The organism is Streptococcus infantis, assembly GCF_019929575.1.
GTDB classification, from domain to species: Bacteria; Bacillota; Bacilli; order Lactobacillales; family Streptococcaceae; genus Streptococcus; species Streptococcus infantis_L.
Window position 1 is genome coordinate 133,185 of sequence record NZ_JAHZPU010000001.1, and the last position, 22,577, is coordinate 155,761.

The following is a 22,577-nucleotide window of genomic DNA, read 5'->3' on the forward strand; positions in this document are numbered from 1 at the left end:
TGTTTCAATTCTTCATTTCTCTTTCTCAACGAATCCCGTTCCAGCGCTCTAATCCGTCTCTTTCGTGCATCACACGGCTTCAAATACTCGTCTATTTTTTCTTCATTCCACCTTTTCAAGTTTGACTCGATACAATCGCTCTCCTCGATACTTGCTCTCAAGCTGAGCCTTGCATTTAGCAGCATCACCCTCTTTTTTGAAAAAGTGGGTTTCATCTACCATGTTGTCAAAATATAATGTTACAGTATAGCTCATATTTCTACCTCTTAACTTATCTTGTGGCTTTCCAGGTCTCCGAATTCGTGACCGTGGTTTACAAAGTACGAGCCAATCAGGATCGCGTCTGCCTCATCGTCTTTGACGTTCAGGTCGAAATTCTCGGACACTTTAGCAACCGCCTGTAGCTTCATAGATTTTTTACTTCGGTCCTTATAGCTGAACTTCCAGTGCTTACGCCATGTCGACACGTTCACAAAATACACATTATCAGCAATCAACCGCCCAAGGATGATGCCCGTTACAATTCCGATGCTGATCATGGATTGTTGATTAGGTCCCATGACCGAATTCTTCTCGACCACAATAGACTCAAATGCCCCTTCATAGCGTTGTAAGGCTCTTGATTGAATAGTTTTTAATTCACTAGCCATGAACCGACCACGCTCAAAGAATGACTTGCTTTTATGTTTTAAGACACCACTCTCGACAAGGTCCGAGCCTTCAAATAAGGCCCAGCCTGTCGCAGTAGTTGAAATGTCTAACGATAAAGTCAGATTTTTCATTTTAACTCCTTTGCGATTGCAGCGATAACATTGACTGTAACGCTATTTCCTGCTTGTTTGTATAGTTGACTGTTGCTATTTACTTCTTGAGCTTTGTCAAAAGCCCAGTCTGGAAAACCTTGCAATCTCCAGCACTCACGAGGTGTTAGCTTTCTAATTCTAAAGTCAGTCTCAACTACTCCTTGACTCTCTCCTGTCAAAAGAGTATTTGCAATCTGCTTACCAACTCTGCCTCTACGAGTTTTAGAGTTTGGATGAGATAGATTTACACTATCTCCAATTTCAGCTTCAGCATATCCTTGCGAGGTTGCTTCTTTAACTCGGATTTTAGGTTCAAGACCTCCACCTTGATATGCTCTGATTGTTGGTGCGATGCCATCTGTTTCGTAAACAACTCCACATTGATTAAAATTGGGTTGCAATACCCCAAATTGTTTTATAGTATTACTTTTTATTGCTATCTTTTGCCCCTCCCCTTTGTTCGTTGTGAGCGTAGGAGCTAGGCCGTCAGCTTGATAGACTTCTCCATTCATGCCATTTCCAGACGGGTTGACATTACCGATTTTCACGACTGATTGGCTACTAGTTGACTGACTTTCTCCGCCGAGAGGAAATACTCTTCTGGTACATTCTCCTCTAAGATGTCCGATAATGAACACACGTTCCCGATTTTGGGGACTCCGAAATTTTTGCTGTTAAGCACTTGCCATTCCACATCATACCCGAGTTCATCCAACGCTGAGAGGATTGTCTCAAAGGTATTGCCTTTGTCATGGTTGAGGAGTCCTTTAACGTTTTCAAGGAATAAATACTTAGGTTTGAGAATAGAAGCGAACCTTGCAATCTCAAAAAATAGAGTTCCCCTAGTATCTTCGAATCCTCGTCTAGCTCCCGCAATGCTGAAAGCTTGGCACGGAAATCCTCCGCAGATAACGTCAACTTGTCCAATATTTCTGATTTCTTTGTCTGTGACTGTTGTAATATCATGTAATTCTATTTCTCCCTCTGTGTTGTGGATTGCTTTATAACTTGCTCTTGCGAATTTGTCAATCTCACAAAAGCCTATACATTCGTGACCGGCGGACTCCATACCAAGGCGAAAACCACCGATCCCAGCAAATAAATCTAAAAATTTCATTCTGTTACTTTCTTAAAAACACGACTGCCTTTATGTGTGAGTTTGGCTAAATACGGACAGTCGCTCGTCCAAGGTCACATGACCTTCATTGACGTGTTTCTAGTTCGCAGTTTTACAAGAATACACGGCTTGTTTAATTTTGAGTTGTTTCCATTTTGGAAATAGTTGGTTTTGGGTTATTTTGATTTTTCAACAGCAAACATATCCTCGAATTCATCTGTCTGCTCTTTGAACTTCATCGGGCTGTCCCCTCTGAAATAAAATCCATTGTCATCCAATTCGCCTTTGACTCCTGTCGCCCAAGACAAGAAAATTGAGCCTTGGCAGTCAGGACAATTCATAAAAGTAAAGTAAGGTGGGACTTTCCACCTCTTCGCACATCCGCAAAACGGGCATTGCAAATCAACATCTACCTTCTCACTTGGTTTCTGCGAAACCGCTGTACTTCCGATAAATTTTTCTGATAACTTGTCCTTTGCTCTTCTGATATCGACAGCATCAATTTCAGTTAATTTCCGCTTGAATTCATCATCAATTTTTAAAACAGTCCCCGCACTCTCAGGCTCTTTCTGAGTTAAATCCTCAAGGATTTCATCAGCCCCTGTAACCATCTGATAGGCTTTGAATAATGTTTGATAGTCAAGCTCCTGCGCTCGTTCAAAGCTCAATTTCACATCATCTTGTTCAATATAGATCTTCATTCTTCCCTCACTTTTTTCAAATTTAATAATCACTTTCAATCAGGTCGTTCAGAGTAACAACTGCATCTAGTTTTTTCTGGCTTCTGCAGTAGTCACAATGCCCACACTTCTTAGGCTTCTGTTTGCCCTGGATCACGTCCCAAACCTCAACAATTTCGGACTTGATTTTTTCTAATCCTTCATCAAGCCATTCATCATCAATCTTCAAGATTTCACGGTCTGGTACGGTTTCCTTGCTGACTGCTACGATATAAGGTCTAAAATCGTTTCCTGTCATCTGTTTTAACAACTCACGATACAGACCAAGCTGACCGTGATACCCAAAATTCAAAATGTTATTGACTGCAGCAGGAACTTTCTTCTTGAGTTCTGCGCTCCATTCTTCTGCATAAATAGATTTCATGGTTTTTAAATCTACGAAATAGCCACGGCTCAGGTTTACGCTATCCAGCTTACCTTTGACTGGTACTCCTTCGATTTCACCATAGACAATCAATTCTTTCTGAACGTCGTCCGATGAATAGCCATGGTACAGACGGTTGAAGCCTTCATCATCTTTCAAGTTTTCAATCATCTTGTCGCCAATCACAAAATCAGATTTGAGATTTCCTTTGTTCTTGCCAGTCTTGGCTAGTAGCTTCTCGCCATTCTCGTCCATGAAATGCCGATGAGCTTCTGGACTTTCAAAATAGCTATGAACGTAGTTTCCGAGTAAGAGGGGTGTTTCATCCCTCTCCTCGGTCCATTCTCCGCTATCCAAAGCGAACGCCTTTGCTTGGCATTGCTGATACCGTTTAAAGCGTGAGTTGGTCAACCAACTCGTGTCCTGGTAGTAGTTTTCTTGAGTTAGTTCTTCCATGGATACTACTCCTTCACGTTGATCGTATTACCTTCAAACAAGCTAATTTCTTCCAAAACTTCGCCTGTTACTTCGTCAAAATCTGGGATTTCATCTTCTGGGTATTCGGTAGAGGCCAACTTGTTAGGATTTGCTGTTTTTTCAGCCGTTTTTGGGGGTGTTTTGCTTTCTTCGATAAAATCTCCATCCACCACGTTGTCGGGCTCTACGGGCGCGCTAGGGGCTTTTAAAATGTCGTCTAATGTTTCAACTTCATCCCTCACTGGTTCAGCATCTTTCACTCGACGCTCATTGTCATACTCGTTCGCAGTAGTTCGATTTACTGCATCAATAAACAAGTCGTTGTCGTCTGACGTATTAAAGAATTGTTTAGCCGCACGATTGATAACTGTACGCTTAGCCATTTCTTGAGGGAAGTTATTCTGGACATTCTTAGTTTTAGCTTGCGCCCAAGACTTGTCAATTTCCTTCTTGGTCATGATCGTGAGGATTTTTTCACCGTCCGTTTTTTCAATCACACAATAAGCACCCTCGATTGGGTTGTCCTGGTTCTTCCAGCTAGACTTGTGGCTGACAAATTTCCAGCGCCCGTCAACGTTTTCAGCTTCAAACTCGTCTCCTTTAAAGATAATCTGAGCGTAGATGTCTTTTACTTCGGGTAACTGTTTAACGACTTTCATTGTTCCGAAATAGGAACGAGTCAATTTGACTGTATTCCCGTAAGGAATGAAGTAGCATTGTGTCTTAGCAGGACTTAGTCCTTGTGTAACCATATCAAGTAAGGCATTATACACACTTTCAGGTGTGCATTTTTCTAGCAAGTTCCCACTAGCTGAATTTTTAAGGGCGTAGTATGCTGAGCTTAGAGCGTTACTTACGCTATAATTCTGTGCGATCATTAAGCCTTCTTTCTGCATTTCCTGAATTCGGGCAGCAACCGGTGATGTGATCTGTTTTTGTGTTAATTCGTTTGTCATTTTCTTCTCCTTTTAATTTTAGTAATTAAACATTGTTCCACAGTATCCAGCTTCTTCCAAAGCTAATTTTTGAAAATAATGTAACATGTCATTAATACTCATTTTTCTAACCATTTTCTCGGTTAGGGACTCGCCATCAATTTCTGCTTTCATTTCTTCTCTGAGTTCTCGTTTCCATTTTTTGTAATATAATCGCTTTTTCATTTCTTTCTTCCTTTCGTCTTCTTAAGATTCCAATTTTCACGTTTTATACGTCTATTTTCGTTTTGCAATTTCAAGATTATATCTTGTTGATCGTTGATAATTTCTCCGAGCTCAATTCCAAGATGTAAGTAGTCAGAGCGCCATTGGCCAATTTCTGCAAGTAGTTCTTCAATCATGCTCTAACTTCCAATACTTCTCTAAATCCACTGCCATAACGATGGACAGGTTTTTTTGCTCGATTAGGATTTGCCGTCTGTATGGTGCAAGTCCAGTTTGCCGTTCCTCTTCAGTACGCGGTAAGTAATACCCGCTCGGTTGTGTTTTCTTCGCAACAATCGGATGCTTAAAATTCACTCGCAAACTCTCTATCACTTCTTCCAAACTTCGTTTTGATAGACCTGTTTCTTGTCTGATTTTTTCAGCCTTGATAGGTTCTTCAAAACTTGCACGGTTAACAATCAAATTTAATACATTTGTTTCGATCTTACTCATTGTTCTACTAATCATATTCTCTCCCTAAATATACGCATCTTATTTCGGTACTACCACACTTCTCGCACTCGGTAGGCGGATAACTGTCTATCGCTTCAAACTGATGTCCGCAATCGTAGCACCCACAATCCCATATATACATTGTTATTACTCCTTGTGGTTCTTTTCGATTTCTTCTAATTTTTCGACAAATTCGACATACGCTTTGTAAAAATCTCCAGATTTTTTGCTATCTTTATATGCTTTTTCGACCAATTCATCACTGTTGCCATAAAAACAACCAACTCTCCATTTTTTGTTAGACTTTGTGTAAGTGAAATAACGACCGCTAGACCATGTATTTTTAAAGACAATATAATCTGCGTTGCCATATACCCAAGCGTTGCCTGATACCCTAGCGTCGCCATATACCCTAGCGTTGCCATATACCCAAGCGTTGCCATATACCCTAGCGTTGCCTGATACCCTAGCGTTGCCTGATACCCAAGCGTCGCCTGATACCTTTGCGTTGCCATATACCCAAGCGTCGCCTGATACCCAAGCGTTGCCTGATACCCAAGCGTTGCCTGATACCCAAGCGTCGCCATATACCCTAGCGTTGCCTGATACCTTTGCGTTGCCATATACCCAAGCGTTGCCATATACCCTAGCGTTGCCATATACCCTAGCGTTGCCTGATACCCAAGCGTCGCCTGATTGGCTTAAATTGTTTTCACTTGCGACATATCCGCCAATTTCTCCTTTTTCAATTCCACGAAATGAAATCAAGGCTTTTATTCTGAAAAGTTGAACTCCAAAAAACGTGATTGTATCATCTACTAATAATTCATATTTTTTCATTTTCATTGCTCCTTTGGATATGGTAGAGCTAGTAACTCTTCACGTAGACCTTCTGGTTTTTCTGTATCGTAAGTAAACTTACGATCACAGTTACGAATGTTCATGCGTGCGATATTATTGAATTGATTTCTGCCTTGATGGTAAACTTCAATAATTGCTCGGTCTTGTTCTTCAAGTTGCTTCTTTCTTTCTTTTGCTTGTTCTTCTTTGATAGCGATCAAAAACATTGCTACGAATAAGCAAATAAAGACTGTTGCAACTCCTAAAAGTTGGCTTGATAAAGTTGGTTCTGTCATTTTGTTCTCCTTATGCTCTTAATTTTCGTACTTCTTTTTCTAATTCCAAAATCTCGTAAACATCATTGACATCATACATAGTATCTTTCCCCTGCTTACGAAATCTTAATCCTTTACGTTCTAACTGCTTCACATATCCATGCGTAAAGCCGAACTTCTTCATCAAAGCTTGTTGATTGATTGGCATGCGATCATTCTCTAACTTCTCCTTGACCTGCTTTTCAGCAAAAGCCAACAATTGATTCGTGAACAATTCAGCGTTTTCGCCGTCCAATCGTAATTGTAACGTTATACCTTCCATTTTCTACATCCTCTCAACTATGCGGGCAAGCATTTTTGTGATATAATGGTTTAAATTGTAAGTATGCGCCTGATTGCCGTCAGGTGCTTTTTGTTATTTTGAGAATGTATAAACACATCCCTGCGTTGCAAAATGCATCAACTCGTTCATTTTTCTTGTGAATTGATATTCGTCTGTTTCCAGCAATCGCTCTTTCAGCAAGCTAGATAGTGGGTAGTTATAATTTCTTTCAAAATCAGCTATCTGCTGCTGCCGTTCCTCTGTTGTCAAAATGGTAAAATCCTCCTGTCCTCTGCGCTCTCTGGATATTTAAAAGTCAAATCCTTCGCACCTTTCGCAACTCGACTAATCAGACTCGAATCAAATACTTGTTTCATGTCCTTGCCGTCAAGGTTGGTTGTAAAAATCGTCTTATCCCTTGCATCAAGCAGGGTGTATAAGAAATCCTTTTTCCACTGAGTTTGATCACCCTTCCCAAAATCATCCAAAATCAAGTAGTCAACTTTCTTCAGCAAGTCCAACCATTCGTCCGTTGTCCGTGCATCTGTTCGATTAAAACCACTCTGGATCTTCTGAAACATAGTAGGCACGTTCATGAATAGCACGCTCTTAGGATTGTTATTCGCTTTAAAGTCGAGGTTCAACTTTTTAGCAATGGCAATCGCTAGATGTGTCTTTCCTCGACCAGGCTTTCCAAATATGACCGTGTTGCCTTTACCGTCTTGAAAATAGTGCCTTGCTACTCTAAGAGCGAAGTTCCTCGCCTCTTCATCCGTCTTATTTAAAACCGTAAAGGTTTTAAAACTCGCATCCATCATGTCGCTAGACATCAAGCTATTGCGTGCTAACACGTCGAATGTACTGCTTAGAATTGACGAGGTGTAAGCTTCACCAACTTTCTTTGCTTGTTCCCTTGCCATGTCTTCACGCTGACATTCAGGGCAAAACGTAGGCTGATAAAGCCCTTTCCGTCCTTTAGCTTGGACTGGTTGTTTGAACGTCCACATGAAGCATGAGTGTTTCTGACAAATCTCCTTCTCGTTCACATAGTGGAGTGGTTCAAGTCCTAATTTTTGCATTCAACCCCCTTATCTTAGTTCATCTATGCTAACCTCCAATGCATCAGCGATTTTGCATATATTTGGCCAAGAAAGATATTTCACCTTCTAGACCTGAAAAGAATTATCCTAACTATAATTGGGATGATTTAGACCGTTTTATTCAGGATGTTCTAAGTAATCCAGCATTTAAGGTTTGTTGCGTAGATCCTAAACTATATGTTATTTCTAAAGATGAAATTATTTCAGAATGTATAAGTGCTGGCTATACGGTTGAAGAACGTGAAGATGGCATTCTGAACATTTCATGATTTGCTATACTGATCACTTGAGATTCAAGTCTACTAATTCTTTTCAATAAGTCTATCGACTCTCCGATAGGCTTTTTTCTTTCCCCGCTATACGGATATCGTTTTGGTCTCATTTTCTTCCCCTTTCTAAAACGGTAACGGATCGTCGTATTCTTGGAATACAACTCTGTCGCTTCCTGTATTTGTTCTTCTCGTAGGATTCTTCCTGTTCTCGACTAACTCAACCGTGACCAGACCTTTCTGCTTCCAGTCCCTCAAGATGCTACTGAGATACTTGAAATAAGGCTTACCATTGCCCACGCATTCCTTGATAGCTAACTTGATAACCTCTTTGTTATGGTCTTGCAAGAATGCTTTCAAGTCTTCGATTTCAAATGGTGTTGGATAACGACCGAATTCTGAAAAAATCCAATCGTGAACAATTCCCAAGTCGTTTTCGGGTGCGTCCTCTATACTATATAAAGAGTTATCACCAGCACCATCTGGTTCACTCAGTCTTGATATATTAGTCTTGATATTATCAGTCTTGATTGAGTGTACTTTTGACACTTCTTGACGTGTACTTTCTACACTTCCTTTGTGTACTTTTGACACTTCTTGACGTGTACTTTCTACACTTCCAGAAATATATAGACGATTAGGTTTATTCACACCTTGTCTAACTTCTCTAAGTAGTCCAATATCATGCAATTCTTTCTTCGCTTGTACTATAGGCTTGTTACTACAATTAAGCTTTTCCATAAGTTGCTCGTTCGTAAAGTAAACGAATACGTCGCCTTTTTCGTCAAACCATTTATTTTGAATCGATAATGTACGTCTATCAAAGAGAAACATATATATCTGCTTAGCTTTGTCACTCAGCGCATTGTAAGGTGGATCATAAAGCCATTGTGGCATCTGATAAAAAGCATTGTTTTTCACTTCGCTTATTTTCAATCATTCTTTCTCCTTTCTATTTTTCTCAATCTCTTTCTGCTATAATGTAGTCAGAAAGGAGGTGAATCCTATGTCTTTTAAGATAAAAGGAATGGATGGGTTTGAGAAAAACCTCAAACAGTTATCTAAAAACTCTCAGGAAGTTTCAGGAACTCACAAATATTCTTTTGATGAAATATTTTCTGAAAAATTTATGCGCGAAAATTCGAATTTCACCAGCATAGAAGATTTCTTGAAATCAAGTCCTGAAAACATTTCTACCGCAGAGGAACTTGAAAAAGCAGATGAAACAACCTTAGACACATTCGTTTCAAATCAAACCAAATTCTCCAGCTGGAAAGAGATGCTGGCCGAAGCTCAAAAAGCTTTACTTATCAGTCGCCTTGGTTTTTAATTCCAGTTCCATTTCATTTAGCCGTTGAACAGCAGCTTCTAGTTCTTCGGCTTTCTTTATGACCTCTTTAGCGGATTCTATAAAATCTGATAAATTTTCAATTTCGATAAACATCACTAAGATCGTTCCTTTCTTATTTTTTTGTTTCTAGTTATTTACGAAATTTTCGTATTTTTTCCCTAAAAAAATATCATCGAATTTCACATTGAAAAAAAACATGTATTTTTTCAATAGCTGATAACCGATATCAGAGCTATCTTTTTCTAATCTAGCAATTGTTTGACTTGAAACTTCAAACTTTTCTGCCAACTCTGCTTGAGTAAGTCCTTTGTTGATTCTCATAGCCTCTAAAGTCCACTGCACGTTCCTACCTCCTTATTTTTCTATTTGTTCCTCGCAATTCTGCTATAATGTAAGCAGAAAGGAGGGTACTTACTCTACTTTTTTTAAAATTTTCAAAAACATTGAAAGTCCGCTAACTAATCCAGCTAAATACCCTCGCCCATAGTCTGTCATTAAGAATTTCAATAATTCAATTGCCTCTTCTTCGGTCATATACTTCACCCCCCCTTTCAAATATGGTATAATCAAAATAAAAATGATTGGAGAAAAACCATGTCACAACTCAAGAGTTCGTCCAGTTAAAATCTACTATTAACAATATCTATGATGCTATCGAAACGTTAAACAGCAATATTGCAAACGCACCAACTACCAATCGTCCAATGACTCAAGAAGATATTATCATGATGGCTTTTCAAGAACCTGAAAAACTTGAGAAAATCTTTGAGTTGCAAGCGAAGTATCCAAGTGCTTTCACACTTAAAACTACTGATTAGCCTGTTCTAAACGTCTGATTCGTTCCTCAAGACCCTTAACATAGCCTCTTAAGTAACTTATTTCGGCTATGTTTTTTTCTTGTTTTTTTTCTAATTTTAAAACAACTTCTTTTATATCCATCGCCTTCCTCCTTTCCCTATTTTTTTGCTTCAAGAGCAACAGCCTGCCAGGGAGTCGAACCCTGGTGCTACCGATCAGGCTACATTCATTTTGTCCAGCATTCCTGCGAATGCTGCATCAAAGCGAATGTCATCAATTTCATCTTGAGTGAAACCAGCATCAAGAAGATAACGCTCTTGGCGTTCGATCTCTTCTGCCAACTCTGTCCAACCGAAAGCGAATTGACGACTGTTGTTCCAGAATGATTCAAGCTGACCATAGAGGAAGCGTTCCTCGTATGTGTTTTGAAGTAAGGTTTCTTCAACCACTGCTTTGAAGATGTTGATGGCTTTCTCGTTTAATGTGTTCATGGTGTTTCCCTCCGGTTTGTTTTTTTGTTATTTCCTTAAGCTTGATTTAATTATAATACGATTTTTTCGTATTGTCAATAGTTTTTATCAAAAAAATAGGATTTTCTCATATTTTTGATTGTTTATCATTCAAAAATGATATATAATGTAATTATAAAAAATACGAGGTAATCGTAAATGGATGAAAAAAAACGAATGCAAATCATTGCTGAAAATATTACACACTTTAGAAAGCAACGTGGCATCACCCAAAAAGAGTTGGCTAAAGAAGTTGGAATTACGGCAAGTACTATGACAGACTATATGAAGTTAAGAAGCGCTCCTTCTTTTGGTGTTATCCAAAAACTGGCTGATTATTTCGGTGTTAAAAAATCAGATATAGATACTACTTTTAAGGAAGAATCCACCAACTCACTCCCAGATGCTCCAGATTCGCTCACACAGCAGATAACGGATAAGGTAGTGCAATTAACCACTCCAAACAAAAAAATCGTTCTACGGACGTCTGAGGAGCTTCTGGAGAGTCAAGAAAACGAAGAAAAAACGAAGGGAAACGAAGTGTCGGAAAACCTCATCAGCTTGTATCAAGTCGAGATAGTGTCTGAGACGGCTGCAGCTTGTGGATTTAACTATGGATTCGGCTACGACGATACAGATAGAGAGACTATAGAGGTTGACGAGCAACCACCACGTCATGACATTGCAACTAAGGTAAGTGGAGACTCCATGCAACCTGACTACCAAGACGGAGATATTCTCTATTTGGTAGACAAAGGACTGACCACCTACAACGGCGATTTAGCAGTTATCGCATACGGAGACCGTTCTTACTTCAAGAAGATATACACCGAAAACGGACGCTTACGCCTCGTGTCGCTCAATGACAAGTATGAAGACATCATCCTAGACTTCCCACCAGCTGAAGACACACACATCAAGATTTTTGCAGTTGTCGGGGTGTATAGAGGGAAATAAAACCATCGCAGACGAATTGATGCTCATTGATGAATATTACGAATTGATAGGATAAAATTATGGATTTCAAAAAATTAAAAGAATTAGCAAAAACTGCAGTTGATAAAACTGCAGAAGGATTAGACAAAGCTAACGAAATGAGAAAAAAAGCAGCACTAGAAACAAAGATAGTCTTACCTGAAAGCAATAAGTTTTCTAGTCCTACTACTATCAGAAAAACAGTTGATGGCCAATACTACATTGGTATGTACTCAGAAGAACCTGTGCTTTACGAATTTGAAAACTTTAGTTTTTCTGGTTCTACAATTATCGAGCGTACAACGACTACAGGAAAAACCAAGCAAAAAGGTCGAGTTGGTAGCGCTCTTCTTGGAGGAACGATTGGCGCTGCAATAACCCCAGTTGGGGCGGTTGTTGGTGCCATGGCTGGTGGAGCTAGAGAGAAAAAAGGAACTATCAATTCTACATCAGTCACTACACAAGAAGAAAAACCAGGATCAGCATCGGTATTACTCAGAAATATTGCAACTGGTGAAATCAAAACCATTTCAACTAAATTAACACAAGCGCAAGCAAATAATGTCGAAAGATTTTTTGACTAAATAAAAAATCCCCACACTCTCCGACGGCAATCTTGAGTGTGAGGATTCAACTTTCCCTGTGACAAGCAATGGAAAAGATGATAAAAAAATACACTTATAGTTTATCATAAATGCTACACCTTTTCAACTATGCGGGCAAGCAATCGAAAAGAAAGGACATTTTATGATAAAAAAATACATTACAAAAAAAGGAGAGACTAGATACCTCTTTCAAACATACTTGGGCATAGACCCTGCAACTGGAAAAGAAAAACGCACAACAAGACGTGGTTTTAAAACCATTAAAGAGGCCAAGGTTGCCGAACGTGATCTTCTATTAGATGTTGAAGAGAATGGTTTTTCAAACAATGATGATTTTCAGAATCCTACTTTCGCTGAAGTTGCTGAGCTATGGCTTGAAAGCTACAAGAGCACTGTAAAACCAACAACTTATCAGAACACTAAGAAGAAACTTAATGTTATGATTGACTCATATTTTACAGATATGAAGATTCAGCAAATCAGTGTCGCTTATTGTCAGAAGGTTGCTATAAAGTTAAGTAATCGTTATGTCCTCTATGCTAATTACTACTCTGTTATTAGCCGTATTTTCAAGTATGCCACTTCTCTTGATATTATTAAGTCAAATCCCTTAGATAAGATTATCAAGCCTAAAAATAAACCCTTAAAGGGCAAAGAAAACTACTATACAAAGCAGGAGCTAACGGATTTTCTTAAAGTTTCCAAAGCAAATTTTAAGCCTGTAGACTACACTTTTTTCCACTTACTCGCTTTTTCTGGCTTGAGAACTGGAGAAGCTATCGGTCTCATGTGGTCAGATGTTGACTTTGAAAATAAACGGTTAAGCATTTCTCGCACGGCTGTCGTGATTGGCAAAAAACAAACTGTTCAGGACCCTAAAACCAAAAGGAGTAAGAGAGTTATCACCTTAGATGCTGAAACTCTGAATGTTTTGAAACTCTGGAAACGACAGCAAATAAAAGAATATTTCCAGGCTGGTGTGCCTTACAAGCATGATTCGAATTATATTTTTACGAATGACATAGGGGGATGGCTTTTAGCCGCAACTATGAAAGTGAAGCTTAGCAGATTCTTTCGTAAACACAAAGATCTTAAAAAAATTTCGCCTCACGGATTTAGGCATACACACGCTTCTCTCCTTTTTGAAGCTGGTGTTGCAGCAAAAATCATTTCAGATAGGCTCGGTCACAATAATGTTCAAATCACCCTTGATATGTATACCCACATCAATGATAATCAACGTGTTGAAGTCGTTGACCAGCTCATGGATTTCATCCGCTCCAGCTAAAAGTAAAGTCGTATTCAATATCGTATTCACTTTTACCTGACACGCTAGAAGTCCACTGTTTTCAAAGGATTAGCAAGCTGTGTACTATTTATGGTATAATGAAAGAATGAAATACCCAAAAATTGATTTAAAAGAAGTTCGTCAACAAGCTAAACAGTTTCAAACTGAACATCCACGTCTATTGCTTGTCTTTTTACTACCAAGCATTTTCCTGATTCTATCCAGTTTTGTAAGCCCATTATCTCTGCTTGATGAAGAGATTCTTGAGCAATCCTTCTTTACTTTTTTGATGAGCTTGATTCAGTCTTCTCTCTTTCCGATAGCCGTTGGATTTACAAGTTCCATTATCCTAGCTGGCGCTCTCTTTACCACGATTAATCTTTACAGAATTTCCGAGATAGAGCTTTCCTTTAAAGATAGCTTGTCCTTACTTGATAATCGCTTCTTTACCCAGACTTTTCTAACTCTCTTACTCAAGCGTTTCTATCTCTTTTTATGGAGCATCCCTAATCTTTTTGGAGTTTACTTGCTCTTTTATAGTAGTGCTATGGCTCGTAAATTTGTAGAACTTCATCCCGAATTTCCAGCTGTCGATGTTACCAATTCAGATATTGAACATTTTCTACTTACTTTTGCACTCTACTTCTTTGGTAGCGTCTTTCTGATGATTTTGGGAACCATTCTCTATCTGCCTCAATACTACGCTTATTCCCAAGTAGAGTTGCTCCTATGTGATACCCTTGCAATTGGAATAGCCAAGCCGAGTCGCGTACTCAAAACCAGTCGCTTCCTTATGAAAGGCTATAAGTTTCAACGCTTTGTACTTGATTTACAGCTACTCCCTTGGTACATCCTTATCTGGATTAGCTTTGGAATTGCGAGCATCCCTACTTTCCCTTATATCTATAGCAGCCAATTCTTCTTTTATCAAAGACTGCTTGAAATCAAGCGAAGAAAAGTTTAATGTGAATGATTAAAACCAGCACCTTCTATGGAAAGTGCTGGTTGTTTTTATTTTAAGAAAAGGATACTTAGCAAGGTTAGAATAGCTGGTCCACCTTGCTTTAGAATGATTTTTTATCTGCTGTTAAAGCCCCATAAGTCGCTGCTCCTATGACAAACAACACAAAGATTGTTACGATTTCTAAGCTATGTGAGAAATAAATTCCGTAAATAAGAAATCCCCCAATCAAGGCATTGTAAATTCCTTGGTTTTTAAACAGTGAGGTGACAGAGGGGCGAGTCAACTCTTCCTTGTCCATATTAAAGACTCGGCTGGTTGCATCTGATTGGGTTGCCATACTCTCCAAATAAAAGATATAAAAATGTTCGAGGGCAACAAGGGTTGCCAAAATAGTAGTAATGATTGACATCGTTTTCTCCTTAAAATTCTATTTTTTCTAAACCTGACACTAGTTTCATCAGTAAAGTCGTCAGCTCTTTCTGCTCTGCAGTCGATAAGATACTCTCCATCTGTTCCTTCACTTTCAAGTGATGTTGGGGTGGATTGATCAAAAGTTGATTCTTGGCTTCTTGGGTCAATTCAACTAAAACCTCTCGCTGATTGATTGGATTACGATTACGACTGACATAGCCCTCTGACTCTAAAATTTTGAAATGACGGGTCAAGGCTGCCTGGTCAATCTCTAATTTCTCCTGAACGGCAATTTGGTTACAAGGTGACTTTTGCAATAAAAACTGCAGGATTTGATAGCGAGTCAAACTGATTCCCAGCTGTTTCTCAAAAAGTTGTGTGATGATTTGGTCTGCTAAGCGAACTTGATAAAGTAATTCATGTATTTCTACCATTTCTATCTCCTTGCAAACAATTGATTTATCAATTATTGACTTATCAAGTATATTGCAATCAGATAAAAAACGCAACTATTTTGCTCACTCCTTAAAAATAGCCTCTTGGTTTCAATCCCAAAAGGCTATTATTTCTATATTCTAAATAAAACTCCATCCATTAGCCTACCAAGTCCGCTCTAAGGATTTCCCCCTCTTTATCGATGACAACTTCGATGGCATGGCCTGCAAAAATTTCCTCTCTATCATCATAGTAGAGGGTCAATTCCCCGTCTTCATTGATCGATAGTTCACTTAAGTAAAGAGAATTAGTAAAATACTCTTCTGTTAACTCCACATCATTTTCATCTGAATAAATCCAGTCTTGGGCTGTTTCCCACAGTTCTTTAACAATATAGTCTTTAATCCGAGCATCTTGGACTTGGAAGGTTTCCATAAATTTCTTTAAATCATCGAAAGAACTTGGAGGGAGACTTTCATCTGCATTCGCAGCAAAGATAGCGTGAATCTTACCGACCTCATAAGTGATGAAGCCTTCAAACCAAGAATAGGCTCTATTTAGTGTGAATTCGCCAAGATCGTCTTGAATGATGACCGGTTTTTGATAGGCTTCAATCAAGGTTTCTAACCTAGAGTCTGAGGATTGGTCATCTAGGTATTCCAGCAAGTGGTAGCAGTTATTAGCTACTTCTGACATATATGGCTCTAGCTCCATGAAGGGGCGTTTTTTACATTTGATCCGATGAATTTTGTAGGGTTCAAAACTAAATCCCCATCGCTTTTCTTCAAATTCCTCAGGAGTCAGGAGCCATTCCAAACGTCCTTCAAGTTCAGAGAATTCCTGGGTTGCGACATTGACACTAGCTTTAAAATGAACAGACGGCATTTTACAACCATCTTTTAAAGAAGCAGCCCCATTTACATTTTGGAGGGTAAAAATCAAGAGCTCAACAATTTCTCCGCAAAATTCCTGTTCAAAATCATCTCTTGTTTTCTCAAATGGAGTTTTTAATCGTTTTGTCATTCACTTCATCCTTTCTCTCTGCTTTTAATACCTTAGCATTGTTTTGTATACGCTTACATTTTATCATGTTTTAGATTTTATTTCACTTATAAATACTATTTTTACAAAAAAGAAGCCGAAACTAGATTAGTTTCAACTCCTCTTTCTATTAGTTCATCGATACGTGAACGTGGTCATAGTGGTTTTCTGTGATGCTTCCACGGTCTGGCATTGGGTTCCAAGTGTAGGCTGGTCCATATTTGCTATCGTACGGTGCGTAGAAACGTTGTTTCCAGATGATGTAGCTAATGCCACGGGTCGCCATGTTCTGGATTGCATAATCTGCAATTTGGTCTCCAAGAGCTGAGCTTACTGGAACCATAAAGTCAATCGCAAGACCTTTTCCGTGATCACCACTATCTCCTGGACGGTATCCGCTAAAAGATGTAATGCCGAACAAGTTGGCAATTTCTTCTTTAAAAGCTGCTGTTTGTGGTTGAAGTCCTGCATTCTCTGATTTTGCTGCAGCAAGTCCTGCATAGTCAGGAGCTACTGGGGCTGCATAAGTGTTTGAAGAGTGCTGACTTGGTTCTGCTTGATAGGTAACTTCTTCTGTCTCAGATGCGCTTGTAGCCGTCTCTACAGCTGCTTCCTCCACTACTGGAGTTGAGGTTTCTACTACTGGGCTAGCAACTTCTGCCACAGTTTCAGTAGTAGCTTCAGTAGTTGCTTCTGTTGTTGTAGTCGTTGGTTCTTCAACTGTAGGAGCCTCTGTTACAGCTTCAGTAGTTGCTTCTGTGGTTTCAGCAGTTGTTGTCGTTGTTTTTTCTGACGATACTGTAGTTTCTGCTACAGCTTCAGTTTCTTCAACTGGTTGAGTTAAATCTTCAACCTGTACAGTTTGGTCATCTACAGTGACTTGGTTGGTTGTCAAATCTGCTGTGGCAGTTGTTCCTTCACCACCTTGGACTGCGTCAGGGGTTTGAATTTCAACCTCTGTCACTTCTTCCTTTTCATTGACAGTTGTTGTAAGGACTGTCTCAGGGAAAATCAAATCAATATTGCTGATTTTGTTCAAGTTAGCAAGAACGGTCACATCCACTCCCAAAGCTTCGGCAATGGTACTTAAGGTATCACCATACTGAATTGTATAGCTTGTTTTATTCTCACTTTTGGTAACATCGTTTTGAATTTGCTCAACACTACGTGCTGTCCATACTAGTTCTTCTGCTTGGGTTGCCAATACAGGGGCAAAGGACAAGGCTACTGTTGATGCTAAAATAATTCTTTTCTTCATACTATCAAACTCCTTTTCAAATGTAGTACCTGTCTATCATAACACAAAGAATGTAGAAAAAAAGCCCTTTTGGGGCTATTTAACAGAACTGTACATTCGTTGTAACAAATCATATTACTTGAAATAGTTTGTTAGTTTCTTGTCATCAAGCTGACATATTCTTCTTAGAGAAAGCTCTAGAAGGAAAGTGAGCTAATATCTTCCAAATGCTCCATCTGTTGATTACAAGTTGCAGGTGAGGCAAGAAAATTGATACTTTGAATGCCACTATTTTGGGCAAATTCTATATCCAAGAACCGATCTCCGATATAATAAGTTTGCTGTGGATCTAGTCCATACTTATCTATCAAATAGATTGCTGCTTCCGGACCAGGCTTCCGAGCAAAACCACTTTGATTGGTTAAAATCTCTGTGAAATAGTGGGCCAACCCCAAATTCTCCAAAATAGTAAAAGCATTGTCCCCTTTATGGGTATAAACAAACTGCTCAATTCCTTGCTGATCTGCCCAAGCTAAGATTTCACGTGCCCCTGGCATCAGAACAACCTGGGCATTCTTTTCAGCCAAGCTCTGAGCACGGACTTGATTGAGCCTAGCAGCATCCAAACCTCTTTCTCCTCCGACCTTCTCCAATAGATCTTGAACGGAAGTTTGTAGAATAAAGGCACGAACCTCAGCCTTATCATAAGGAATGTCAAACTGAGCAAAGGTCTCTTCGATTCCTGCTAAAATAGCCTCATAAGAGTCCAATAAAGTACCATCTAAATCCCAAATAAAAGCTGTTTCTTGCATTTCTTATCCTTTCAATGTCATGTAAGATTTGTAACGATAGCGTAGGAAAATCCAACGGAAACCATTATCCAAAAGAGTACCAGCCCAAATACCAGGCAAGCCCCAACCAAGAACAATCCCCATCAGATAGGCTGTCCCAATGCGAATACACCACATCCCGATACTTGTCGCATAAAAGGGAAGTCGGGCATTTCCCAAACCTTGCCAGACAGCTGTATAAATGACTGTCCCCGTCGTCATAGGAGTCCCTAATAGAGAGAAAAGAGTCACCAAAACACTGGCTTTGATAGCCACAGGATCACTGGTGTAGAGGTGACTTAGTGGTGTTCCCAGAGCATAGATACTAAGTGTTAAGGGCAACATGAGAAAGAAAGACAACCAAAAAGTTTGCTTACTTAAGTCATCCACCCTTGCCCAATCATTCTCTCCGACTGCTCGAGCTACCTGCATGACTGTTGCCGTAGCGACACCGAAGGCAGGCATATAGTTGAACTGTGTCAAAATTTCACCGATGGCATTCCCCGCAACTGCCTCAGTCCCGAAGGAAACAACCAAGGCAATAATGACAACATCACCAGCCCTCATCATGAGACGTTCTCCCGCTGCAGGTAAAGCCAAGGTCAGCAGGTCTTTGTCCAGCCCCAAACTTGGTCTCGTATATGGAAGTTTTAATTGTGACCACAAAATCACAACACCAACCAAACGAGATAAAATAGTCCCCCAAGCAACACCAGCTATCCCCATATCAAGGATAAAAATGGCAATACTTGAAAAAAGGATATTTAAAGCATTTGATAACAAACTAACATAAAGTGGAAGCCGAGGATTGTGGGTGGCGCGAATCAAAGCCCCCAAACTAGTCATCAAGCCCAAGAGAACAATTGAACCACCCACCAATGATAGGTAAAGTCCACCGCTCTCAGCTACAACTGCTTCTGTCCCCAAAAGACCTATCATCTCTCGACCAGCAAAGATGGACAAGAACCCTAAAACTAAACTCAGTAGCAGGGTAATCTTGATTGCTTCTGTCACATGATAGGCTAGTCTAGACTGGTCCTTCTGTCCCAAACTTTTTGAAATGACACTGGAAATGGCTGCTCCCAGAGCGATGAAAATAGCCTGATAAATAGTGATGATATTACCCGCTACCGAAACACCCGAAATGGCGATTAAACCTAAGTTAGCTACCAAATAGCTGTCCACCATCCCCATGAGCATCTGCAAGAAATTTTCACCCATGGCTGGCAGAGCAATGTTGAGAATATCCTTATTTTTCTTAAACAATCCTTCCTCCTGATGAAAAGAAACCCAGTTAGTTTCCCAACCGAGTTTACTTCCTCTCTTTTAAAGTCCTAGATAAGTTTCTACTGCAGTCTGCATCTCTGCTGCTGCAACAGTTGTCTTGTGACGAACTGGAGCTGTTTCAAGGCCATCCACTGCTGGTGGCACTGCTACTCCTGAAATCTCATGTAACTGAGCCAAAGCTTCAAAGTCGCTAAGTCCTGATTTTCCAGTTACAGCTTCTACTGCAACTACTGGGAATTTGTATGGACTAGCAGTTGATGCAATCACGGTCTTGGTCGCATCGCCTGTCGCTGCTTGGTATTTTTTATAAACTGCTGAAGCAACTGCTGTATGAGGGTCCTCGATATAAGCATCTGCCTCATAAACACGCTTGATTTCTGCTGCTGTTTCTGCTTCCGTCGCATACTCTGCTGCAAAGAAATCAAGAATTTCCGAATCAAAATCAGTCAACTCATACTGACCTTGGGTATTCAAAGCATTCATAAGTTCAGCTGTCTTAACCGCATCATTGCCCAAAAGATGGAAAATCAAGCGCTCCAAGTTTGAAGAGACCAAGATATCCATAGATGGGCTAGTGGTTACCTTAAATTCACGCTTCTTGTCATAGACACGACTTTTAAAGAAGTCTGTCAAGACATTGTTGTCATTTGAAGCACAGATTAGCTTGCCGACTGGCAAACCGATTTGTTTAGCGTAAAAGGCAGCCAAGATATTTCCGAAGTTTCCTGTCGGTACGGTGAAGTTAACCTTGTCACCAGCCTTAATCTCGCCAGTTTTAACAAGCTGAGCATAGGCATATACATAGTAGACAATCTGTGGAACCAAACGGCCGATATTCATAGAGTTAGCTGATGAGAACTGCAACTTGTTGGCTGCTAATTTTTCACGAAGAGCCACATCATTGAACATCTGTTTCACGTTTGTTTGGGCATCGTCAAAGTTTCCATCAATGGCTACAACATGCGTATTGTCCCCTGTTTGAGTCGTCATTTGCAACTCTTGTACCTTGCTGACACCGTCTTTTGGATAAAAAACGATAATTTCAGTACCTGGAACATTCGCAAATCCTGCCATGGCAGCTTTTCCTGTATCACCAGATGTCGCTGTCAAGATGACAATCTTGTTTTCCAAGCCGTGTTTCTTAGCTGCCGTTGTCATAAAGTATGGCAAGATAGACAAGGCCATATCTTTAAAGGCGATGGTAGAACCGTGGAAAAGTTCTAAATTATATTGACCATCGAGTTTTACAAGAGGGGCAATAGCTGGTGTATCAAACTTGCTATCATAGGCATTGTTGATACAGTAGTCCAACTCTTCAGCTGTAAAGTCATCCAAGAAGGCTGACAAGACTAGTTTCGCCACTTCTTGGTAAGAAGCGTCTTTCAATGTGTCAAAATCCAAGTCCACCTTTGGATAGCTAACTGGAGTAAACAAACCTCCATCAGTCGCCAAACCTTGCAAAATTGCCTGGCTAGCTGTTACAGTATTTTTCGCATCACGCGTTGATTGATAAACTAATGTCATAAATCTCTATCCTTTATCTATAGTCTCATCCATTATATCATGATTTTTCAGAAAATTCTCCCTTTATAAGAAAATTATCGGGTCAATTTTTCTTTCAAAGGCTCTAAATAGGTCATTTCTCTCTGACCTCTCATCTCAAGTCCTTGTTCTGCTATAGCTAGTAAGTCTTTGGAGAACTGGATTATCCCAGATTTTTCCTCATCTGTGAGTTGTTTCTTAGAAAACTGTCTTCTCAAAGACTTGTAGTCACGGCCAAATTCCGCAAAGAAGGGGGCTGTTGCTAGATAATCTTCAAACTTATCAAGATTCACCAACAAACCTAGATGAAAGGCCGTCGAAGCAAAGGTGCGGTCTAGGGGCTGCGTACAAACACTACGAAATTCAACGGTTCCTCGAGTTGTTAAGTCCTGAAATTGATAGCTACGGTGTGTTTGGAAATCCTTCTCTTGAGGAACAAGCAGAGTTTCTTTCCTATTCAGAGTATAGGCGGGAATTTCATCAGTATCTAAATAATCTCTAGCTCGAATCGGAGAAAAATAGTAGGTTTCCCCATCACGTTCTGCTGTAAAAATCGCAGAGCGGTCTAGATAAGCAAAGAAATCATCCTCATTTTGAAATAGTTTGGCATTGACACCAACATTCTCTGGATAAATCCCATGCATGGATTCTTCCCAAAAAATATCTCGTGAAATCTTGGTGTCCCAGTCTGCTCCAGAAAACTCAGAATTGGCAAACAGGTAGGCTTTGGCTGCCTCTATCTGGGTGAAAGCATTGATAACTCGTAGGTAGTTAGCAGTCGATACATCCAACTGAACTTGACTCCCACAGATAAAAGCACCGTATTGTGGAAAGTCATGCAAATCAGCTCTATCTTGGCGACTTCCCATATGCAGGTAAGCCATCAGCATCTGGTAACGTGGATAACCCACAGGTCGATTGTCATTCTGATCCCAGTTTGGGTGAATCCCCCAACCTTGGATAGCATGTTCCTTTTCGCCTAGCTTTTCTTGGATTACCTTCATATAGGCCTGAAAACGTCCTTCAACCTCTTGGATATTCTGAGCCCTACCAAAGGCAAATTCCAAGGTTGTATAAGAAACTTCAAATAAAATCCGATCTTGACTCGTTGGTTCTACAAGTTGAATCGGATTGCCATCCTGGTCCTCTTTTTCAACTTTCAGACTGAGAGCATCCACCAAAAAGCGCATCAAGTCCTTGCTGACTTCAATATCTGTGGGTTTCCCTTTCGTGTGTACGATAGGAAACTCCAACTCAATACCAATGTAGAGTTGTGGATTTTTTTTGATATTTTTTAAATAGCGATCTTTTAATAACTGAATTGAAGGGGACATACATACCTCTC

33 protein-coding genes and 2 pseudogenes are annotated in these 22,577 nt (G+C 39.8%); 7 read left to right on the forward strand and 28 right to left on the reverse strand.

Going from position 1 to position 22,577, the window contains the following annotated elements:
• Positions 1–102: 102 nt before the first annotated feature.
• From K1I67_RS00720 to K1I67_RS00785, 14 genes and pseudogenes are all read right to left on the reverse strand, one after another.
• Positions 103–255 carry a DUF7204 family protein gene (locus tag K1I67_RS00720; RefSeq protein ID WP_162837477.1) on the reverse strand — a complete coding sequence of 51 codons (153 nt, stop codon included), beginning with the start codon at positions 253–255 and terminating at the stop codon, positions 103–105.
• An 11-nt stretch (positions 256–266) separates the two neighbouring features.
• Complete coding sequence (locus K1I67_RS00725) at positions 267–782, reverse strand: hypothetical protein (RefSeq protein WP_223338365.1); 516 nt, start codon at positions 780–782, stop codon at positions 267–269.
• Positions 779–1,920, reverse strand: a pseudogene (locus K1I67_RS00730) (DNA cytosine methyltransferase). Before K1I67_RS00730 ends, K1I67_RS00725 begins: the two are co-directional and overlap by 4 nt.
• Positions 1,921–2,096: 176 nt before the next feature.
• Positions 2,097–2,621, reverse strand: a complete 525-nt coding sequence (locus K1I67_RS00735; RefSeq protein ID WP_223338366.1) for a hypothetical protein — start codon at positions 2,619–2,621, stop codon at positions 2,097–2,099.
• A 22-nt stretch (positions 2,622–2,643) separates the two neighbouring features.
• Positions 2,644–3,480, reverse strand: a complete 837-nt coding sequence (locus K1I67_RS00740; RefSeq protein WP_223338367.1) for a PD-(D/E)XK nuclease-like domain-containing protein — start codon at positions 3,478–3,480, stop codon at positions 2,644–2,646.
• A gap of 5 nt (positions 3,481–3,485) precedes the next feature.
• The gene (locus tag K1I67_RS00745) at positions 3,486–4,457 is read right to left on the reverse strand and encodes a recombinase RecT (protein WP_223338368.1); all 972 of its coding nucleotides are present in this window, start codon (positions 4,455–4,457) and stop codon (positions 3,486–3,488) included.
• 18 nt (positions 4,458–4,475) lie between these two features.
• Positions 4,476–4,661: a hypothetical protein gene (locus tag K1I67_RS00750; RefSeq protein WP_223338369.1), complete on the reverse strand. Its 186-nt coding sequence runs from the start codon at positions 4,659–4,661 to the stop codon at positions 4,476–4,478.
• Positions 4,658–4,837 (reverse strand): hypothetical protein, encoded by a 180-nt coding sequence (locus K1I67_RS00755; protein WP_223338370.1) that lies wholly within the window; start codon positions 4,835–4,837, stop codon positions 4,658–4,660. The genes K1I67_RS00750 and K1I67_RS00755 overlap by 4 nt, the downstream gene beginning before the upstream one ends.
• Positions 4,830–5,168, reverse strand: a complete 339-nt coding sequence (locus tag K1I67_RS00760) for a hypothetical protein (RefSeq protein ID WP_223338371.1) — start codon at positions 5,166–5,168, stop codon at positions 4,830–4,832. Before K1I67_RS00760 ends, K1I67_RS00755 begins: the two co-directional genes overlap by 8 nt.
• A 132-nt stretch (positions 5,169–5,300) precedes the next feature.
• Positions 5,301–5,921 carry a polymer-forming cytoskeletal protein gene (locus K1I67_RS00765; protein ID WP_223338372.1) on the reverse strand — a complete coding sequence of 207 codons (621 nt, stop codon included), beginning with the start codon at positions 5,919–5,921 and terminating at the stop codon, positions 5,301–5,303.
• 74 nt (positions 5,922–5,995) lie between these two features.
• Complete coding sequence (locus K1I67_RS00770; protein ID WP_223338373.1) at positions 5,996–6,289, reverse strand: hypothetical protein; 294 nt, start codon at positions 6,287–6,289, stop codon at positions 5,996–5,998.
• Positions 6,290–6,299: 10 nt separating this feature from the next.
• Positions 6,300–6,590, reverse strand: a complete 291-nt coding sequence (locus tag K1I67_RS00775) for a hypothetical protein (RefSeq protein ID WP_223338374.1) — start codon at positions 6,588–6,590, stop codon at positions 6,300–6,302.
• Positions 6,591–6,683: 93 nt separating this feature from the next.
• Complete coding sequence (locus K1I67_RS00780) at positions 6,684–6,860, reverse strand: hypothetical protein (RefSeq protein WP_223338375.1); 177 nt, start codon at positions 6,858–6,860, stop codon at positions 6,684–6,686.
• Complete coding sequence (locus tag K1I67_RS00785) at positions 6,857–7,669, reverse strand: ATP-binding protein (protein WP_223338376.1); 813 nt, start codon at positions 7,667–7,669, stop codon at positions 6,857–6,859. Before K1I67_RS00785 ends, K1I67_RS00780 begins: the two co-directional genes overlap by 4 nt.
• 62 nt (positions 7,670–7,731) lie before the next feature.
• Here K1I67_RS00785 and K1I67_RS00790 point away from each other — a divergent pair, with 62 nt between their 5' ends.
• A complete protein-coding gene (locus K1I67_RS00790) occupies positions 7,732–7,959 on the forward strand; it encodes a hypothetical protein (protein WP_223338377.1) in 228 nt (75 codons plus the stop codon).
• 126 nt (positions 7,960–8,085) lie between these two features.
• Here the strand turns inward: K1I67_RS00790 and K1I67_RS00795 are convergent, their stop codons facing one another.
• Entirely contained in the window at positions 8,086–8,895 is an 810-nt protein-coding gene (locus K1I67_RS00795; RefSeq protein WP_223338378.1) for a replication initiator protein A, read from the reverse strand.
• A gap of 70 nt (positions 8,896–8,965) precedes the next feature.
• On the opposite strand from K1I67_RS00795, the gene K1I67_RS00800 reads away from it, so the two are divergent.
• Positions 8,966–9,289 (forward strand): hypothetical protein, encoded by a 324-nt coding sequence (locus tag K1I67_RS00800; protein WP_223338379.1) that lies wholly within the window; start codon positions 8,966–8,968, stop codon positions 9,287–9,289.
• Here the strand turns inward: K1I67_RS00800 and K1I67_RS00805 are convergent.
• From K1I67_RS00805 to K1I67_RS09900, 3 genes are all read right to left on the reverse strand, one after another.
• Positions 9,263–9,403: a hypothetical protein gene (locus K1I67_RS00805; protein WP_190279314.1), complete on the reverse strand. Its 141-nt coding sequence runs from the start codon at positions 9,401–9,403 to the stop codon at positions 9,263–9,265. The two genes, K1I67_RS00800 and K1I67_RS00805, sit on opposite strands and share 27 nt — an antisense overlap.
• Before the next feature lie 33 nt (positions 9,404–9,436).
• Positions 9,437–9,652: a helix-turn-helix transcriptional regulator gene (locus tag K1I67_RS00810; protein ID WP_001198773.1), complete on the reverse strand. Its 216-nt coding sequence runs from the start codon at positions 9,650–9,652 to the stop codon at positions 9,437–9,439.
• 69 nt (positions 9,653–9,721) lie between these two features.
• Positions 9,722–9,844, reverse strand: a complete 123-nt coding sequence (locus K1I67_RS09900) for a hypothetical protein (RefSeq protein ID WP_263284435.1) — start codon at positions 9,842–9,844, stop codon at positions 9,722–9,724.
• A gap of 47 nt (positions 9,845–9,891) precedes the next feature.
• On the opposite strand from K1I67_RS09900, the gene K1I67_RS00815 reads away from it, so the two are divergent.
• Complete coding sequence (locus tag K1I67_RS00815; protein WP_223338380.1) at positions 9,892–10,128, forward strand: hypothetical protein; 237 nt, start codon at positions 9,892–9,894, stop codon at positions 10,126–10,128.
• Here K1I67_RS00815 and K1I67_RS09905 read toward each other — a convergent pair.
• Positions 10,118–10,249, reverse strand: a complete 132-nt coding sequence (locus tag K1I67_RS09905) for a hypothetical protein (protein WP_263284436.1) — start codon at positions 10,247–10,249, stop codon at positions 10,118–10,120. The genes K1I67_RS00815 and K1I67_RS09905 overlap by 11 nt on opposite strands.
• A 74-nt stretch (positions 10,250–10,323) precedes the next feature.
• On the reverse strand, positions 10,324–10,599 hold the full coding sequence (locus K1I67_RS00820; RefSeq protein WP_223338381.1) for a hypothetical protein: 276 nt from the start codon (positions 10,597–10,599) through the stop codon (positions 10,324–10,326).
• A gap of 177 nt (positions 10,600–10,776) precedes the next feature.
• On the opposite strand from K1I67_RS00820, the gene K1I67_RS00825 reads away from it, so the two are divergent.
• From K1I67_RS00825 to K1I67_RS00840, 4 genes are all read left to right on the forward strand, one after another.
• A complete protein-coding gene (locus tag K1I67_RS00825; RefSeq protein ID WP_223338382.1) occupies positions 10,777–11,574 on the forward strand; it encodes an XRE family transcriptional regulator in 798 nt (265 codons plus the stop codon).
• Positions 11,575–11,633: 59 nt separating this feature from the next.
• The gene (locus K1I67_RS00830) at positions 11,634–12,176 is read left to right on the forward strand and encodes a hypothetical protein (protein WP_223338383.1); all 543 of its coding nucleotides are present in this window, start codon (positions 11,634–11,636) and stop codon (positions 12,174–12,176) included.
• Positions 12,177–12,339: 163 nt separating this feature from the next.
• Positions 12,340–13,485 (forward strand): site-specific integrase, encoded by a 1,146-nt coding sequence (locus K1I67_RS00835; protein WP_223338384.1) that lies wholly within the window; start codon positions 12,340–12,342, stop codon positions 13,483–13,485.
• A 106-nt stretch (positions 13,486–13,591) separates the two neighbouring features.
• On the forward strand, positions 13,592–14,449 hold the full coding sequence (locus K1I67_RS00840) for a DUF975 family protein (protein WP_223338385.1): 858 nt from the start codon (positions 13,592–13,594) through the stop codon (positions 14,447–14,449).
• Between the two features lie 47 nt (positions 14,450–14,496).
• Here K1I67_RS00840 and K1I67_RS00845 read toward each other — a convergent pair.
• The 8 genes and pseudogenes from K1I67_RS00845 to K1I67_RS00880 all read right to left on the reverse strand — a co-directional run bounded on the left by K1I67_RS00845 (position 14,497) and on the right by K1I67_RS00880 (position 22,566).
• A pseudogene (locus K1I67_RS00845) lies at positions 14,497–14,858 on the reverse strand (DUF1304 domain-containing protein).
• A gap of 10 nt (positions 14,859–14,868) precedes the next feature.
• On the reverse strand, positions 14,869–15,294 hold the full coding sequence (locus K1I67_RS00850; RefSeq protein ID WP_223338386.1) for a MarR family winged helix-turn-helix transcriptional regulator: 426 nt from the start codon (positions 15,292–15,294) through the stop codon (positions 14,869–14,871).
• Between the two features lie 160 nt (positions 15,295–15,454).
• Entirely contained in the window at positions 15,455–16,318 is an 864-nt protein-coding gene (locus tag K1I67_RS00855; RefSeq protein ID WP_223338387.1) for a DUF2262 domain-containing protein, read from the reverse strand.
• Positions 16,319–16,466: 148 nt separating this feature from the next.
• Positions 16,467–17,594, reverse strand: a complete 1,128-nt coding sequence (locus tag K1I67_RS00860; protein WP_223338388.1) for a LysM peptidoglycan-binding domain-containing protein — start codon at positions 17,592–17,594, stop codon at positions 16,467–16,469.
• Between the two features lie 176 nt (positions 17,595–17,770).
• Positions 17,771–18,385 carry an HAD hydrolase-like protein gene (locus K1I67_RS00865; protein WP_223338389.1) on the reverse strand — a complete coding sequence of 205 codons (615 nt, stop codon included), beginning with the start codon at positions 18,383–18,385 and terminating at the stop codon, positions 17,771–17,773.
• A 3-nt stretch (positions 18,386–18,388) separates the two neighbouring features.
• Positions 18,389–19,669 carry an MATE family efflux transporter gene (locus K1I67_RS00870; protein ID WP_223338390.1) on the reverse strand — a complete coding sequence of 427 codons (1,281 nt, stop codon included), beginning with the start codon at positions 19,667–19,669 and terminating at the stop codon, positions 18,389–18,391.
• Positions 19,670–19,729: 60 nt separating this feature from the next.
• On the reverse strand, positions 19,730–21,214 hold the full coding sequence (gene thrC, locus K1I67_RS00875) for a threonine synthase (RefSeq protein WP_223338391.1): 1,485 nt from the start codon (positions 21,212–21,214) through the stop codon (positions 19,730–19,732).
• A 74-nt stretch (positions 21,215–21,288) separates the two neighbouring features.
• Entirely contained in the window at positions 21,289–22,566 is a 1,278-nt protein-coding gene (locus K1I67_RS00880) for a gamma-glutamylcysteine synthetase (RefSeq protein ID WP_223338392.1), read from the reverse strand.
• Positions 22,567–22,577 lie beyond the last annotated feature (11 nt).